Raw genomic sequence first — 15,819 nt, 5'->3', positions numbered from 1 at the left:
ATGATTGAAATGAAGGGCATAAGAAAAGCATTCAATGGCAACGTCGTATTAAACAATGTTGAGTTCACTCTGTTAGACGGGGAAATCCACGCCTTAATGGGTGAAAATGGTGCTGGTAAATCAACGATGATGAAAATTTTGGCCGGTATCTACTCGCGTGATAACGGTGATGTGCTAGTTGATGGTCAGTCGTATACATTTACTTCAGCAAAAGACGCCGAAAACTTAGGCATTCACGTAATTCACCAAGAATTAAATATTCTGCCGCATTTATCTGTAGCGGAAAACCTGTTTTTAGGAAAGGAAAAAACAATTGGTCGTACGGGATTCCTGCGTACACGTGAAATGAATAAAGATGCAAAGACACTGTTGGCAAAACTCGGTTTGCATATTGATGTACGTCAGCCTGCCGGTTCGCTTTCAGTCGGAAAGCAACAGCTAATTGAAATAGCCAAAGCGATTAATTCAGAAGCAAAGTATATCGTAATGGATGAACCGACAGCTGCCCTTACAGATCGTGAGATTGAAACACTATTTGAAACGATTAGAGAACTGAAAGCAAAAGGGATTTCGTTTGTTTATATTTCCCATCGTATGGAAGAGATTTTTGCAATTTGTGATCGTATTACGATTTTACGTGATGGTGAGTATGTTGGTGTTCGGGAAATTCCAAAAACAACTTTTGATGAAATCGTTAAAATGATGGTCGGACGTGAGCTTGGTGAACGTTATCCAAGCCGCAATGCAGAAATAGGAGACGTTGCTCTAGAAGTAAAAGGGTTAACATGTCCTGCGGTATGCAAAGATATTAACTTTCAGATTCGTAAAGGCGAAATATTAGCATTTGCCGGTTTAATGGGGGCAGGCCGTACAGAAGTTGCACAGGCTATTTTCGGTAACCTTAAAAAGTCTAGAGGCGATATTTACATCCACGGGGAAAAAGTGACGATCAAAAACCCGATTCAAGCAATGAAATACGGGATTGGATTTGTGACGGAAGACCGTAAAACAGAAGGTCTTGTACTGGATTTTTCGATTAAGGAAAATATGTTTTTAACAAATTTGAAAACAATTGCAAAAAGCGGCTTTATTCAACCACAACAAGAGCAATCACATGCTGCTAAATATATTGAGCAGCTAAATATTCGCTGCAGTGATGCGACACAGGCTGTTGGCTCATTAAGCGGCGGTAATCAGCAAAAAGTAGTTATCGCAAAGTGGTTAAGTACAAAACCGGATATTTTAATATTGGACGAACCTACTCGCGGTGTTGATATTGGTGCAAAAAAAGAAATCTACTCGATTATGAATCAGTTAGCCGAGGAAGGTGTAGCCATTTTAATGATTTCCTCAGAGCTAACGGAAGTGTTAGGTATGGCGGACCGTGTAATGATCATGCACGAAGGACGTCAAACAGCTATTTTAGACAATGTTGACTTAACACAAGAAACTATTATGCATTACGCAACAGGAGGAGAAGAAGTTGTTAAAAACTAGCTCAAAAGAAATGTTAGGAAAGCTAGGTCCTCTTTTAGGATTATTTTTAATTGTAATTGTCATTACGATTTTAAATCCAAGCTTTATGACAACAGATAATGTTTTAAATATTTTACGTCAAGTATCGATTAGTGCACTTATCGCATTTGGTATGACTTTTGTTATTTTAACTGGCGGCATCGACTTATCGGTTGGCTCGACATTGGCCCTTACAGGTGCCGTAGCAGCCACAATGCTCGCTTCAGGAATAGATCCTGTATTAACCATTCTAGCGGCCTTATTATTAGGTGCTGTTCTTGGTGCTGTAAATGGTGTCATCATTGCAAAAGGAAAAGTAGCACCATTCATCGCAACATTGGCAACAATGACAATTTACCGTGGATTAACGTTAGTGTATACGGATGGTCGCCCTGTTTCTGACTTAGGAAATGAAATTACATTCCAGATGTTAGGTAAAGGATACTTCTTCGGTATTCCAGTTCCAGTATGTACAATGATTCTAGCTTTCATTGCGTTATATGTAATTATGCATAAAACAACATTCGGTCGCCGTGTTTATGCAGTAGGCGGCAATGAAGCGGCTTCTAAATTATCAGGTATCAATGTGGATCGTGTAAAAATTGCTGTATACTCATTAACTGGTATGTTAGCAGCTTTATCTGCGCTGATTTTAACATCTCGTTTAAACTCTGCACAGCCAACAGCAGGTACATCTTATGAGTTGGATGCAATTGCAGCAGTTGTCTTAGGTGGGACAAGTTTAACAGGCGGTAAAGGCTGGATTTTCGGTACATTAGTAGGTGCCTTAATTATCGGAGTGTTGAATAACGGATTGAACTTAATCGGCGTTTCTTCATTCTTCCAGCAAGTAGTAAAAGGGATTGTTATTTTAATCGCGGTGTTAATTGACCGTAAGAAAACAGCGTAGATGGAGGTCATTAGCGTGAAAAAACAATTAATATTATTAATGGCACTTTTGGCCACAGTGATACTGTCGGCTTGTTCGGTAAAACCAGGCTTCTCTTTGGAACCTTCTTTCGGAACATCCGCTACATCAACAGAAAGCAGTAATGATACATTAACAATCGGTTTATCTATTTCAACTTTAAACAATCCATTCTTCGTAACGTTAAGTGAAAATGCAGAAGCAAAGGCAAAAGAGCTCGGTGTGAAAACAACGATTGTAGATGCGCAGGATAATGCGTCGAAGCAAGCCTCCGATATTGAAGATTTAATCCAGCAAAACGTTGATTTGATTATTATTAACCCTGTAGATTCTGTTGCTGTTGCAACTGCTGTTGAATCTGCTAATGCTTTAAATATTCCCGTCATTACGGTAGACCGTTCTTCTGAAGGTGGCGAAGTCATATCACATATCGCCTCTGATAACGTAGCTGGCGGAAAGCTGGCAGGAGAATATATTACAGAGTTAGTTGGTGAAGGTGCCAAAGTTGTCGAATTGGAAGGTGTCGCAGGTTCATCTGCTGCACGTGATCGTGGACAAGGGTTCAATGAAGCTGTCACAGGTATCTTAGACGTCGTTGCAAAGCAAACAGCGAACTTTAACCGTTCAGAGGGCTTAACAGTAATGGAGAACATTCTGCAGTCCAATCCGGATGTTACAGCCGTATTTGCGCACAATGACGAAATGGCATTAGGTGCACAAGAAGCAATTTCGGCTTCGGGTAAGAAGATTGTAGTAGTTGGCTTTGATGCGACTGACGATGCGGTAGCTGCGGTAAAAGCAGGAAGTTTAGCTGCAACGGTTGCACAAAAACCTGATGAGATTGGAAAGATCGCAATGGAAACAGCGATTGCTTATTTAAACGGTGAAACGGTTGATGAAGTAATTCCAGTCAATCTTGAATTAATTACAAAATAATAATGCAACAGCCTGCAAATAGGCTATTGCACCTCTCAAGCTGTCACAAGTAATTTTGTGGCAGCTTTTGTTATGGAACTATAAAAAACCTTTAAACAATAAAAAAAGTACAACAGAGGCAGTTAAGCCTATGCTGTACTTTTAAGAAAAAATTATTTTTCTTCAGCTACGAATGGTAATAATGCCATAATACGTGAAACTTTGATTGCAGATGTAAGTTTACGTTGGTATTTAGCAGAAGTACCAGTTACGCGACGTGGTAAAATTTTACCGCGCTCAGAGATGAATTTCTTTAAAAGATCTACATCTTTGTAGTCGATGTGCGTAATGTTATTTGAAGTGAAGTAGCAAACTTTACGGCGTTTGCGGCCTCCGCGACGTGGTGCCATTATCGTGTTCCTCCTTTTAATTTTTAATTATAGATGTGAAGTTCTTAGAACGGTAAATCGTCTTCAGATACTTCAATCGGTCCTTTACTGTTTGCAAATGGATCTTCATCTACACGTGTATAGTTTTGCTGATTTTGAGCTGGCTGTTGATAAGAACCGTAAGAATCCTGAGATTGCGCGCCTCCAAATTGTTGGTTAGGCTGATTATAAGATGGCTGACCACCATAATTTTGCCCTCCACCGTATTGTTGGCTTGGTGCACCTTGTGATGCATTAGCTCCTCCACGTGGTTCTAAGAACTGCACTGAATCAGCAACGACATCTGTTGTATACACACGCTTTCCATCTTGTCCTTCAAAGCTACCTGTTTGAATACGACCTTCTACACCAATCAAACTCCCTTTTCTCATGAAGTTTGCTAAGTTTTCAGCTTGTTTTCTCCAGGCGATACAGCCTATGAAATCTGCTTCGCGTTCACCAGACTGGCTCGAAAATGTACGGTTTACGGCAATCGTAAAGCGTGCCATTGGAACTCCACTCGGTGTGTAACGAAGCTCTGGATCCTTTGTAAGTCTTCCGACTAATACGACACGGTTAATCATCAATGCACCCTCCTTTTTTCAGCATTTAAGTTTAAAAATTATTTGTCTTCTTCGCGTACTGCGATGTGACGGATGATGTCTTCGCTGATGTTAGCTAGACGAGTGTATTCGTTGATAGCTTCAGTACCAGCGTTAACTTTCACGATTTGGTAGAAACCTTCGCGGAAGTCATTGATTTCGTAAGCTAAACGACGCTTACCCCAATCTTTTGCTTCTGTGATCTCTGCACCATTTGAAGTTAAGATTTCTTGGAAACGCTCTACTAAAGCTTTCTTCGCTTCTTCTTCAATGTTTGGGCGGATGATGTACATTAATTCGTACTTTCTCATTTGTGTTTGCACCTCCTTATGGACTTGGGCTCTCCTACTAAATAGGGAGCAAGGAGTAAGTAACTTCTATTACTCACATCAATGAATTGTATCATAGTTGTTATTTCTATGCAACTGGCTACATCTTTTAATATTAATGAAATAGATTATTTCATATATAAATAAACGCTTTGCGAGGATAGATTTCTACTCACAAAGCGTCTACTAATTATACGTTAAATAAGAATTCCAATATGTCGCCGTCTTGTACTACGTATTCTTTACCTTCAGCGCGCACTCGGCCTGCTTCTTTTGCAGCCGGCTTTGAACCGTACTCTACTAAATCCGTAAATGCAACCGTTTCAGCACGGATAAAGCCGCGTTCAAAATCAGTATGAATAATACCGGCACATTGTGGTGCTTTCATACCTTTGCGGAATGTCCATGCACGAACTTCCTGTACACCAGCTGTAAAGTAAGTAGCTAAACCTAATAGGCTGTATGAAGCTTTAATCAATTGGTCTAAACCTGATTCAGCAATTCCTAATTCAGCTAAAAATTCTTTTTTCTCATCGTCTTCCAACTCAGAAATTTCTTCTTCAATTTTTGCACAAACAGTAATTACTTGAGCGCCTTCAGCTGCTGCGTATTCTTGTACCATTTTTACATACTTGTTTTCAGATGGATCCGCTACCTCATCCTCAGAAACATTGGCAACATAAAGCATTGGTTTAATCGTTAATAGATGTAAACCTTTGATTACTTTTTTCTCGTCATCTGAAAGGTCTGCCGCGCGAGCAGGTTTTTCAGCTTCTAATACTTCTTTAAGCTTTTGAAGAATTGGCTCTTCTACCATAGCTTCTTTATCTTTTTGTTTCGCCATTTTTGCTACACGTGCAATACGTTTATCCACTGATTCCATATCCGCTAAAATTAACTCTAAATTAATAACTTCAATGTCATCGATCGGGTTTACTGTACCCGAAACGTGTGTAATATTTTCATCTTCAAAACAACGAACAACTTGGCAAATTGCATCTACTTCACGAATGTGAGCAAGGAATTTGTTTCCTAAACCTTCACCAGTAGAAGCACCTTTTACGATACCTGCGATGTCTGTGAATTCAAAAGTTGTCGGAACTGTTTTCTTTGGTACTACTAATTCTGTTAATTTGTCTAAACGCTCATCCGGAACAGTTACGCTACCAACGTTCGGTTCGATTGTTGCGAACGGATAGTTAGCTGCAAGAGCGCCTGCTTTTGTAATTGCGTTGAATAAAGTCGATTTTCCTACGTTCGGTAAACCAACAATACCAGCTGTTAATGCCATATTGACACAACCTTTCTATGTTCAGTTCATTTAATTTTATTATTAATTCTTTTATGGATTTTTCTGTCCATTAAATTTTACAACCTTGTCTATTATATTGATTGCGGGCATAAAAGTCTATTTTGCTTTTAGACTTCTTCTGCCTGGCGTAAAATTTTCTTCATTTTTTTCTCAAACTCGCGGCGTGGAATCATAACGCTATGTCCGCACCCCTCACATTTTATGCGAATATCGGCACCTAATCGAATTACTTTCCATTCGTTTGTGCCACAAGGATGTTGTTTTTTCATTTCCACAACGTCATTAAGACCGTACTGCTTTGCTTCCATCTATTATTCTCCTCCCTGATTTCGCTCATAAAACATCATTTTCGGTACAGCAAGAGGAATACCGTTGCGTGTTAAGATGTCGATTACATCTTTCCGAATAATACGTGATATTGAATATTGCTGTAATGGTAATGTTTCTATTGTAATAGCAATTGTCGCTTCTGTGCTTGTCGTATTTGTGACACCTAAAAAGACAGGAGCAGAAACTAGTTCCTCATAATTTTGCGGTAACGTATCCAAATAGTTTTGTATGACCATCTGCACTTTTTCAATATTCGCATCGAGCGAAATTTGCATATTTATCGTAGCTTTTGAGTTATTGATGGAATAGTTGATGACATCTACAATACTGCCGTTTGGAATAATAAACTGCTCACCTGTTACTCCCTTTACTTTCGTTGTACGAAGACCAATTTCCATAACGGTACCTTCAGCCGTATTGATTTTCACAAAATCCCCTACACCGAACTGATCCTCTAAAATAATGAAAAATCCTGTAATGACATCCTTCACTAAGTTTTGCGCACCAAAGGCAATGGCTACAGAAGCAATCCCGGCCCCTGCAAGTAACCCGGCAACTTGTATATTCATAGCCGATAAAATTCCCATAATGGCAGAGAAGTACACTAAATAGCTCAGTACGCTTTGCAGCAGCTTTACAATTGTAAGCTGTCGACGCTCATTATTTCTTACACGCAGCATAAACACTCGGTGAATAATCTTCTTGCCGATAAAAACGACAAGATATGAAATAATGATAATCGCCAGAATCTTCGCGCCGGCTACAATAATTTTTTCCAAAAATTCCGCACTTGTGACGTATTCCCAAAGTTTTGTCGTATAGTGTGCGAGCCCTTTAATATCCGTTTCAGCAAATTCCTCTAAATCTAATTTCAAATCTTCTTCCAAATTTACCACCTCTTGTATAACAAACTTTAAAATTGAATATACTGCATAAATATATCGTATTTTAGCTTATTTCTCGAGTAATCTATTTAAATTTAAAAATTAAAGGAGTGATGATATGACACAAGCCTGTCCTCAAAATTATAGCGTCCATTACGAGCAGACGAGCGCTGTTTGGGAGCTGAGCGAAATCTTTTTAAAAACGATTCCGTTTGACCATGAAGAACTTATTTTTTGCTGTATCGGTACAGACCGATCTACAGGTGATGCATTAGGCCCGATTATCGGCAGCCAGCTGCACCAAACTTTCTCATTTCCATTTCCGGTTGTTGGTACATTGCAAGCACCGCTTCACGCGCTCAATATTGTAGAGCGTTACGAGCAGTTGATTAATGAAAAAGAGCAACCTTTTATTATTGCAATTGATGCTTGTTTAGGTGAATCAAATGCGATTGGTTCTATTCTAATCCAACAGGGTCCTCTTTATCCCGGAAAAGCCGTGAAAAAAGAGTTGCCTCCTATCGGTAACATTTCTGTTAAAGGAATTGTTAACGTAGGAGGCTTTATGGAAGCAAAAGTATTACAAAATACGAGACTGCATGTTACGTATTCTATGAGTGATAAAATTGTTCGGGCACTTGTTTTAGCATGGCAGCGCCATTTACTGAAACGGAAAAATAATCGCAACGAGTATCCCGACCATCAAAATCGCTGGCAGCAGATTGGCTATACGGATTTTCGTTAATCCGGCAATATTCAAACCGATTGCCATAATCATAATACCGCCCGTCGCTGTCATTTCTGTGATAAATAGATCCAATGCTTCACTAGGAATATATGTACTAATAACACCTGCAAATAATGCAATCGAGCCTTGATATAAAAGTACAGGAACCGCCGATAGTAAGACACCGATTCCTAAAGTTGAACTTAATATAATCGACATAAATCCATCGATAATCCCTTTAGTGATAAGAATATTGTGATCATTGCGCAAACCACTATCAAGAGCACCGAGAATCCCCATGGAGCCAATAACAAAAATGAGCGTTGCAGTAACAAACCCCTCTGCAATCGTTCCTTTTTGTGCACGTTTTCCAAAAATGGACTCAATCCATTGACCAAAGCGATTAAACTTTCCTTCAAGGTCGAGCCATTCACCGATGACCGCACCAATGATTAAACTGACTATAAGGAGAATGAAATTCGTACTCTCCAATCCCATTTGAATTCCTAAAAGCGCCACAACTAAACCGATAATTGATAACACTGTTTGCTGCATGGATTCCGGAATATTTTTAAAGATACGGCCGACCAACGCACCGATTATAATAAATAATGCATTTAACAGAGAACCTAGTAATACCATGAATTTCCCTCTTTCTATTTGCCGTCTAACAAATTCAACATTATGTAGTATTTTTTTATATTATAACTGTTCACAAAAAAAGTGCTGAAACTTTTCGCTCAGCACTTTTTATTCTTGTTCCATATTTAATATTTCCAAAATGCGGTGCAAATCATCATCTGAATAAAATTCAATTTCAATTTTACCTTTATTCTTAGCTTTTTTGATTTGTACTTGTGTTCCAAAATAATCACGTAATTGAGACTCCGTTGCCTGTGTATGAATATCCTTTTTTGTCGGCTTTGTTTCACGTGAAACGGCCTCATTTAAATCTTGAATATACTTTTCCAATTGGCGAACATTAAGGTGGTCCTTTATTACTTTTTGTGCCACTTCAGGTATACGCCGTTTATTTTTTAATCCAAGTAATGCACGGCCATGCCCCATTGTCAGTTTCCCTTCGTTGACAAGGTCTCGAATGTCTTCAGGTAACTGCAACAGACGGATTAAGTTCGCAATATGCGGACGGCTTTTTCCTAATCGTTTCGCTAAATCATCTTGTGTAAAATTCAGTTTCACAATTAAACTGTTGTATGCTTCTGCCTCTTCAATTGGCGTTAAATCTTCGCGTTGCAAGTTTTCCAAAATAGCAACTTCCATCATTTGCTGCTCATTAAAGTCTTTTACAATGACAGGTACTTCTGTTAAACCTGCACTGACAGCCGCACGATAACGGCGTTCACCTGCTACAATTTCATATTTTCTAGCATTTTTACGGACAACAATCGGTTGAATAATACCATGTTCAATAATAGAGCTTGCTAATTCTTCAATTGCAGTCTCATCAAAGATTTTACGTGGCTGAAATGGATTTGCTAAAATTTTCCCTACTGCAATTTGCTGTACCTGGTCTTCTTTATGTACGGCCTCTTCACGAAAAAGCGCATCAATTCCTTTACCTAAACCTTTAACCATTTTTAATCACTTCCCTTGCAAACTCTAAGTAAATTTCTGCCCCGCGTGATTTTGAATCATATAAAATTACCGGTTTACCATGGCTCGGTGCCTCACTTAACCGCACATTACGCGGAATGATCGAACGATATACTTTATCCTGGAAATAGCGTTTTACTTCATCAATCACTTGAAGTCCTAAATTCGTACGGGCATCCAGCATTGTTAGCAACACACCATCAATCATTAACTCCTTGTTCAAATGTTTTTGGACAAGGCGGACTGTTGAAAGCAACTGGCTCAACCCCTCTAATGCGTAATATTCACATTGGACCGGGATAATCAGCGCATCGGAGGCAGTCAGCGCATTAATTGTTAATAAGCCAAGTGATGGCGGACAATCAATAATAATGAAATCAAAATTATTTTTAATCTCCTGCAATGATTTTTTCAGTCGAACTTCACGGGAAATTGTGGACACAAGCTCAATTTCAGCACCTGCCAATGATATTGTAGCAGGGACAATATATAAATTTTCTACATCCGTTTGTTGGATGACACCTTTAATATCTTCATCATTGATCAGTACGTCGTATACACAGCTTTCTAAATCACCTTTTCGAACACCTAATCCGCTTGAAGCGTTACCTTGTGGGTCGATATCGATTATTAATACTTTCTTTCCTAAAAAAGCTAAACATGCACTTAAGTTAACAGAGGTTGTCGTTTTTCCAACGCCACCTTTTTGATTGGCTATCGCAATAATACGTCCCAATATCCGCACCTGCTTTCATCACTTCAATTTAGGTATATTTTTAAAGTCTAAAAATCCCGGATGACTAAATCTTCCTTTTATAATACTGTTTCTCTTATCTTAACAAAAAATGTTAGAAAACGATGCTATGAATATAAAAATATTTCAAAAAACTTGCCAAACCTACTAATCTACTAAAAAAACTGCCTAGAAAGTCGTTATCTTTCGGGCAGTTCAATAATTTATTTTTTCTTCGGAATTTTTACAGTGATTTGGTAGTAATCGTCTGTATCCTCTTCCTCCGTTTTTACATTAATTCCACTTTTCGTCACCATCGATAACGACTGCTTGATCGTATTAAGGGCAATACGCACATCTTTGCTAATCGCTTTTCTGCTTGGTTTACGTTTTTTTATCTCTGGCTCATCAGGATTTAGAATTTTTTGAATTTGCTCTTCAAGCTGTCTAACATTCCAATCAAACTCTTTCGTCGCTGCAATGAGCTGCATTTGTAATTGCTCATCCTTAATTACAATTAAAGCCCGGGCATGACGTTCCGAAATTTCACGATTTAAAATAGCATCCTGAACAAATTGAGGCAACTTTAATAAACGCAATTTATTAGCAACTGTTGATTGGCCTTTACCAAGACGTTGTGCAAGCGCTTCTTGTGTAAGCTGATGCAACCCTAATAATTGTTGATAAGCAAGCGCTTCTTCAATTGCTGTTAATTCCTCACGTTGAAGGTTTTCAATCAGGGCAATAGACGCCGTTTCTCGATCATTTAAATTGCGTACAATAGCAGGCACTTCTGTCCATTGTAGGGATTTCATCGCTCGATAACGTCGCTCACCGGCAATTATTTCATATTTATCTGCGTCATTATTAATTGGACGAATCACAATTGGTTGAATGACGCCATGTGTATGAATAGTTCTTGCTAATTCTTCAATCTTCTCATCATCAAAAACTGTACGTGGCTGATAACGGTTCGGAATGATTTTGTCTATTGGAATTTTAACTACTTCTTCTGAAGCCATCGAGATATTCTCTATTACTTCTACTTCACTTTCTACTTCAGGCTCTTTGCTCCCGCCTCCGAAAAAACGTGAAAAAGTACTTTTCATCCGTGTGGCACCACCTTTAGGAAACTGTCTACCTCATATACAATATTATTTCTGATTCATTCAAAAATGTACAGTGTTCAATGAATAGTAATTTACGAGAAAGACAGATTTCGCCTAAAATAGGACAAAATAATGTCTTTACCCATTTGTATTTCAAAATAAACTTATATTTTTCTATCCACTAAAAAAACATAAATATAAATATATATGCAGCAAAAGACGGATATATTCAAATTTGGTTAATTTTTTTATTTAATTGGTGTTTTATTAGGAACACCTGGTTTACGCGGGTATTTTTTTGGTGTTGATTTTACTTTATCAAATACATAAAGTGAACGTTCGCTTTCCTCTACCGGTAAATGGAATGCAAACTCCTCTATTAATTTCCCGCCTAATGTTGAGATGGCTTTCGTCGCATCCTTTAATTCTTCTGCACCTGCTGCAGCTTTTAATGCAACAAAATAACCGCCTTCTTTTGCTAATGGAATACATAGCTCTGATAATACAGAAAGACGTGCTACCGCGCGGGCTGTGACAACATCAAATTTTTCACGGTATGCTGTATTTTGACCAAACTCTTCAGCACGGGCATGGACAAATGTCATATGATCCAAGTTTAACTCATTTGTTAAATGATTTAAAAATGTAATTCGTTTATTAAGTGAATCGACAATCGTAATTTGTAAATGCGGGAAGCAAATTTTAATAGGGATACTTGGGAATCCTGCACCTGCACCAACATCGCATACTGTTGTCACTTTTGTAAAATCAAAATAAAATGACGCACTGATTGAATCATAGAAGTGCTTTAAATAAACGCCTTCCAAATCCGTAATTGCCGTTAAGTTCATTTTTTCATTCCACTCAACTAAAAGCTCAAAATATTTTTTAAACTGCGCAATCTGGTGTTCTGAAAGCTCAATACCCTTTTCCTTCAATGCTTCGATAAATTGCTTTTCGTTCATAAAATGACTCCTCCATATTAAAGAATGAGCGCCTTTTTTGGATAAAGACGCTCACATCATTCAATTCGTAGTTACTTTTGCAATTTTACCTTGCTCAATATAGACAAGTAAAATTGAAACATCTGCAGGGTTTACACCTGAAATACGTGATGCTTGAGCAATTGAAAGCGGCTGAACACTTTTAAGCTTCATGCGTGCTTCTGTCGCCAAGCTTGGAATAGCATCATAATCGATATTTTCAGGGATTTTCTTATCCTCAAGCTTCTTCATTTTTTCTACTTGCTGAAGTGCTTTTTGAATATACCCTTCATATTTTAATTGAATTTCAATCTGCTCTTTTACATCACCTGAAAGTTCCACTTCTGATGGAGTTAGGGAAGCAACTAAATCATACGTCATTTCAGTACGTTTTAAAAGGTCTGCTCCGCGGATACCATCTTTTAGCTCCGCGCCGCCAGCATTGCGGATGACTTCTTGTGTCGTCTCATTCGGCTTAATGATTATTTCACGCAGACGTGCAATTTCCTGTTCAATCTGTGCTTTTTTCACTTGGAACTTCGCGTAACGATCTTCTGTAATCATCCCTGCTTTATAACCAATTTCAGTTAAACGTAAATCTGCATTGTCATGACGTAATAGAAGACGGTACTCTGCACGTGAAGTTAATAGACGGTAAGGTTCATTCGTACCTTTTGTAACTAGGTCGTCAATTAATACACCGATATAGGCATCTGAACGGTCTAAAATAATTTCTTCACGGCCTAATACTTTTGCTGCGGCATTCATTCCGGCCATTAACCCTTGCCCTGCTGCTTCTTCATAGCCTGAAGTACCGTTAATTTGACCTGCTGTATAAAGACCTTGGATTTTTTTCGTTTCTAACGTTGGCCATAATTGTGTAGGAATAACTGAATCGTACTCAATCGCATAGCCTGCACGCATCATTTCGGCATTCTCTAAACCAGGAATCGATGCGATTAATTTCTTTTGAACATGCTCTGGTAAGCTTGTCGATAAACCTTGGACATATACTTCACGTGTATTGCGTCCTTCAGGCTCAAGGAAAATCTGGTGACGCGGCTTATCGTTAAAGCGCGTTACTTTATCTTCAATTGATGGGCAGTAACGTGGACCTGTCCCTTTAATCATCCCTGAAAACATTGGAGACAAGTGCAGGTTTTCCTCAATTGTACGATGTGTTTCTTCTGTTGTATAAGTTAACCAGCAAGGAAGCTGATCCATAATATATTCTGTTGTTTCAAAACTGAATGCACGGGGTACATCATCACCAGGTTGAATTTCCGTTTTTGAATAATCAATTGTACGGTTGTTTACACGTGGTGGTGTTCCTGTTTTAAAACGAATTAAGTCAAACCCTAATTCTTTTAAGTTATCCGCTAATTTAATCGATGGCTGCTGGTTGTTTGGACCTGAAGAATATTTCAGATTTCCTAAAATAATTTCCCCACGTAAAAACGTACCTGTAGTAATGATGACAGCCGGTGCACGGTAAATTGCTCCAACTTGTGTAATAACACCTTTTACTTCGCCATCCTCTACAATTAGTTCATCGACCATTGCCTGATGAATTTGAAGGTTTTCTTCTTCTTCCAAAACCCGTTTCATTTCATGCTGATACTGGAATTTATCCGCTTGTGCACGTAAAGCACGTACTGCTGGACCTTTCCCGGTATTTAACATGCGCATTTGAATATGTGTTTTATCGATAATGCGTCCCATTAAACCGCCAAGTGCATCAATTTCGCGAACAACGATTCCTTTTGCAGGTCCGCCGACTGATGGATTACAAGGCATAAACGCAATCATATCTAAGTTAATTGTAAGCATGAGTGTCTTAGCACCCATTTTCGCAGCTGCATAGGCAGATTCCACACCTGCATGTCCTGCACCAACAACGATTACGTCAAAATTACCTGCTTCGTATTGTATTGACATGTTGTTCTTCCTCTCTTTTATTCCGATTTATTTCCCTAAACAGAACTGCGAGAATAGCTGATTAATTAAGCTTTCCTGTACAGTATCTCCAATAATTTCACCAAGAATTTCCCATGTACGTGTCACATCGATTTGAATCATATCGACAGGTACACCTGACTCAGCTGCAGCAAGCGCATCCTCAATCACCTGTTGAGCTTGATGCAATAGCGCAATATGCCGCGCATTTGATACATATGTTAAATCATTCGCTTCTACTTGCCCTTCAAAGAACAATGCTGCAATCGCTTCTTCCAGCTCGATTACACCTTCTTCTTTCAATAACGAAGTCGTTACGACACGATGTTTTCCAGCCAATTCATGAACACGGTTTAAATCGATTTTGCGTTCGATATCTGTCTTGTTGACAACGACAATATAATCCATCGCCTGAATCGTTTCAAAAAGGCGTTCATCTTCTTCTGTAAGCTCTTCTCCGTAATTTAATACAAGCAATATTAAATCGGCATCTTTTAATGCCTCTCTCGAACGTTCAACTCCGATTCGTTCAACAATATCTTCTGTTTCCCGAATACCTGCTGTATCAACTAAACGTAAAGGAACTCCACGTACATTTACGTATTCTTCAATAATATCACGAGTTGTGCCTGCAATGTCGGTTACAATCGCTTTATTTTCTTGAACCAAACTATTTAAAAGAGATGATTTACCTACGTTTGGACGTCCTAAAATAACGGTAGATAAACCTTCACGTAAAATTTTACCTTGAGATGATGTTTGAAGTAATTTAATTATTTCCTCTCGTACCCAACCGCATTTTTCAAGAAGTACAGGAATCGTCATTTCTTCTACATCGTCATATTCCGGATAATCAATGTTTACTTCCACTTGTGCCAACGTCTCTAATAATGCCTGGCGTAAAGATGTAATAAGACGTGATAGCTTTCCATCCATCTGGCCAAGCGCAACGTTCATCGCGCGGTCAGTTTTTGCACGAATTAAATCCATTACCGCTTCTGCCTGTGATAAGTCGATACGGCCATTTAAAAATGCACGTTTCGTAAATTCCCCAGGCTCTGCTAAACGTGCACCGTAACGTAAGACAAGCTGTAATACTCGGTTAACAGACACAATACCGCCATGACAATTGATTTCGACAACATCTTCTCGCGTAAATGTCTTCGGTCCGCGCATTAAGCTCAACATAACTTCCTCTACCACTTCATCCGTTTTCGGGTCGATCAGATGTCCGTAATGGATCGTATGTGTCGCAACTTCCGTCAAACGCTTATGATTTGGTGATTTAAATATTTTATCTGCAATCGCTACCGCCTCATCGCCGCTCAGACGAACAATCGCAATAGCTCCTTCTCCCATTGGAGTGGAAATCGCAGCAATCGTATCGAATTCCATTTATATCCTCCTATTTCAGTGTTATCCACATGTGGATAAATCACATCCGTGCTATACTA

17 protein-coding genes are annotated in these 15,819 nt (G+C 38.8%); 4 read left to right on the top strand and 13 right to left on the bottom strand.

All coding sequences use genetic code 11. The features are described 5' to 3' along the window. The 3 genes from ACQKN3_RS17370 to rbsB are packed head-to-tail and all read left to right on the top strand — an operon-like array spanning position 1 to position 3,379. Positions 1 to 1,497, top strand: a complete 1,497-nt coding sequence (locus ACQKN3_RS17370; protein WP_251691030.1) for a sugar ABC transporter ATP-binding protein — start codon at positions 1 to 3, stop codon at positions 1,495 to 1,497. Next, positions 1,484 to 2,425 carry a ribose ABC transporter permease gene (rbsC, locus tag ACQKN3_RS17365; RefSeq protein WP_285848955.1) on the top strand — a complete coding sequence of 314 codons (942 nt, stop codon included), beginning with the start codon at positions 1,484 to 1,486 and terminating at the stop codon, positions 2,423 to 2,425. Before ACQKN3_RS17370 ends, rbsC begins: the two co-directional genes overlap by 14 nt. Before the next feature lie 15 nt (positions 2,426 to 2,440). Beyond that, positions 2,441 to 3,379, top strand: coding sequence for a ribose ABC transporter substrate-binding protein RbsB (gene rbsB, locus ACQKN3_RS17360; RefSeq protein ID WP_251691032.1), 939 nt, complete (start codon positions 2,441 to 2,443; stop codon positions 3,377 to 3,379). 152 nt (positions 3,380 to 3,531) lie between these two features. Here rbsB and rpsR read toward each other — a convergent pair whose 3' ends face one another. The 6 genes from rpsR to ACQKN3_RS17330 all read right to left on the bottom strand — a co-directional run bounded on the left by rpsR (position 3,532) and on the right by ACQKN3_RS17330 (position 7,246). After that, positions 3,532 to 3,771: a 30S ribosomal protein S18 gene (rpsR, locus tag ACQKN3_RS17355; protein ID WP_172954456.1), complete on the bottom strand. Its 240-nt coding sequence runs from the start codon at positions 3,769 to 3,771 to the stop codon at positions 3,532 to 3,534. A gap of 41 nt (positions 3,772 to 3,812) precedes the next feature. Beyond that, positions 3,813 to 4,370 (bottom strand): single-stranded DNA-binding protein, encoded by a 558-nt coding sequence (gene ssb, locus ACQKN3_RS17350; protein WP_008408356.1) that lies wholly within the window; start codon positions 4,368 to 4,370, stop codon positions 3,813 to 3,815. Positions 4,371 to 4,408: 38 nt separating this feature from the next. Continuing rightward, a complete protein-coding gene (gene rpsF, locus ACQKN3_RS17345) occupies positions 4,409 to 4,699 on the bottom strand; it encodes a 30S ribosomal protein S6 (protein ID WP_008408357.1) in 291 nt (96 codons plus the stop codon). A 208-nt stretch (positions 4,700 to 4,907) separates the two neighbouring features. Continuing rightward, positions 4,908 to 6,008: a redox-regulated ATPase YchF gene (gene ychF, locus ACQKN3_RS17340; RefSeq protein WP_427713600.1), complete on the bottom strand. Its 1,101-nt coding sequence runs from the start codon at positions 6,006 to 6,008 to the stop codon at positions 4,908 to 4,910. A gap of 128 nt (positions 6,009 to 6,136) precedes the next feature. Continuing rightward, a complete protein-coding gene (locus tag ACQKN3_RS17335) occupies positions 6,137 to 6,337 on the bottom strand; it encodes a DUF951 domain-containing protein (RefSeq protein WP_079523585.1) in 201 nt (66 codons plus the stop codon). Between the two features lie 3 nt (positions 6,338 to 6,340). Continuing rightward, positions 6,341 to 7,246: a mechanosensitive ion channel family protein gene (locus ACQKN3_RS17330; protein ID WP_427713598.1), complete on the bottom strand. Its 906-nt coding sequence runs from the start codon at positions 7,244 to 7,246 to the stop codon at positions 6,341 to 6,343. Between the two features lie 115 nt (positions 7,247 to 7,361). Here ACQKN3_RS17330 and yyaC point away from each other — a divergent pair, with 115 nt between their 5' ends. Continuing rightward, the gene (yyaC, locus tag ACQKN3_RS17325) at positions 7,362 to 7,988 is read left to right on the top strand and encodes a spore protease YyaC (protein WP_008408365.1); all 627 of its coding nucleotides are present in this window, start codon (positions 7,362 to 7,364) and stop codon (positions 7,986 to 7,988) included. Here yyaC and ACQKN3_RS17320 read toward each other — a convergent pair. From ACQKN3_RS17320 to mnmE, 7 genes are all read right to left on the bottom strand, one after another. Next, entirely contained in the window at positions 7,905 to 8,612 is a 708-nt protein-coding gene (locus ACQKN3_RS17320) for a DUF554 domain-containing protein (RefSeq protein ID WP_251691041.1), read from the bottom strand. The genes yyaC and ACQKN3_RS17320 overlap by 84 nt on opposite strands. Before the next feature lie 108 nt (positions 8,613 to 8,720). Then, on the bottom strand, positions 8,721 to 9,566 hold the full coding sequence (locus tag ACQKN3_RS17315) for a ParB/RepB/Spo0J family partition protein (protein WP_251691043.1): 846 nt from the start codon (positions 9,564 to 9,566) through the stop codon (positions 8,721 to 8,723). Then, on the bottom strand, positions 9,559 to 10,320 hold the full coding sequence (locus ACQKN3_RS17310; RefSeq protein ID WP_079523590.1) for a ParA family protein: 762 nt from the start codon (positions 10,318 to 10,320) through the stop codon (positions 9,559 to 9,561). Before ACQKN3_RS17310 ends, ACQKN3_RS17315 begins: the two co-directional genes overlap by 8 nt. Before the next feature lie 221 nt (positions 10,321 to 10,541). Further along, the gene (gene noc, locus ACQKN3_RS17305) at positions 10,542 to 11,426 is read right to left on the bottom strand and encodes a nucleoid occlusion protein (protein WP_251691045.1); all 885 of its coding nucleotides are present in this window, start codon (positions 11,424 to 11,426) and stop codon (positions 10,542 to 10,544) included. Between the two features lie 248 nt (positions 11,427 to 11,674). Next, a complete protein-coding gene (rsmG, locus tag ACQKN3_RS17300) occupies positions 11,675 to 12,391 on the bottom strand; it encodes a 16S rRNA (guanine(527)-N(7))-methyltransferase RsmG (RefSeq protein WP_008408378.1) in 717 nt (238 codons plus the stop codon). A 60-nt stretch (positions 12,392 to 12,451) separates the two neighbouring features. Further along, positions 12,452 to 14,347, bottom strand: a complete 1,896-nt coding sequence (mnmG, locus tag ACQKN3_RS17295) for a tRNA uridine-5-carboxymethylaminomethyl(34) synthesis enzyme MnmG (protein WP_285848957.1) — start codon at positions 14,345 to 14,347, stop codon at positions 12,452 to 12,454. Positions 14,348 to 14,374: 27 nt separating this feature from the next. Next, positions 14,375 to 15,760 (bottom strand): tRNA uridine-5-carboxymethylaminomethyl(34) synthesis GTPase MnmE, encoded by a 1,386-nt coding sequence (gene mnmE, locus ACQKN3_RS17290; protein WP_008408382.1) that lies wholly within the window; start codon positions 15,758 to 15,760, stop codon positions 14,375 to 14,377. Positions 15,761 to 15,819: the final 59 nt, after the last annotated feature.

Origin of the sequence: Solibacillus sp. NPDC093137, from assembly GCF_050280445.1 — a bacterium.
Taxonomy (GTDB): domain Bacteria; phylum Bacillota; class Bacilli; order Bacillales_A; family Planococcaceae; genus Solibacillus; species Solibacillus isronensis_B.
The sequence above is the reverse complement of the archived record's forward strand: the minus strand, read 5'-3'. Positions and strand labels throughout refer to the sequence as shown.

Bases quoted from the DNA above. Each gene is read 5' to 3' on its own strand.
- ACQKN3_RS17320 (WP_251691041.1), bottom strand. From the start codon at position 8,612: ATGGTATTACTAGGTTCTCTGTTAAATGCATTATTTATTATAATCGGT.
- mnmE (WP_008408382.1), bottom strand. From the start codon at position 15,760: ATGGAATTCGATACGATTGCTGCGATTTCCACTCCAATGGGAGAAGGA.
- rsmG (WP_008408378.1), bottom strand. From the start codon at position 12,391: ATGAACGAAAAGCAATTTATCGAAGCATTGAAGGAAAAGGGTATTGAG.
- ychF (WP_427713600.1), bottom strand. From the start codon at position 6,008: ATGGCATTAACAGCTGGTATTGTTGGTTTACCGAACGTAGGAAAATCG.
- ACQKN3_RS17315 (WP_251691043.1), bottom strand. From the start codon at position 9,566: ATGGTTAAAGGTTTAGGTAAAGGAATTGATGCGCTTTTTCGTGAAGAG.
- yyaC (WP_008408365.1), top strand. From the start codon at position 7,362: ATGACACAAGCCTGTCCTCAAAATTATAGCGTCCATTACGAGCAGACG.
- ACQKN3_RS17370 (WP_251691030.1), top strand. From the start codon at position 1: ATGATTGAAATGAAGGGCATAAGAAAAGCATTCAATGGCAACGTCGTA.
- rpsF (WP_008408357.1), bottom strand. From the start codon at position 4,699: ATGAGAAAGTACGAATTAATGTACATCATCCGCCCAAACATTGAAGAA.
- noc (WP_251691045.1), bottom strand. From the start codon at position 11,426: ATGAAAAGTACTTTTTCACGTTTTTTCGGAGGCGGGAGCAAAGAGCCT.
- ssb (WP_008408356.1), bottom strand. From the start codon at position 4,370: ATGATTAACCGTGTCGTATTAGTCGGAAGACTTACAAAGGATCCAGAG.
- ACQKN3_RS17335 (WP_079523585.1), bottom strand. From the start codon at position 6,337: ATGGAAGCAAAGCAGTACGGTCTTAATGACGTTGTGGAAATGAAAAAA.
- mnmG (WP_285848957.1), bottom strand. From the start codon at position 14,347: ATGTCAATACAATACGAAGCAGGTAATTTTGACGTAATCGTTGTTGGT.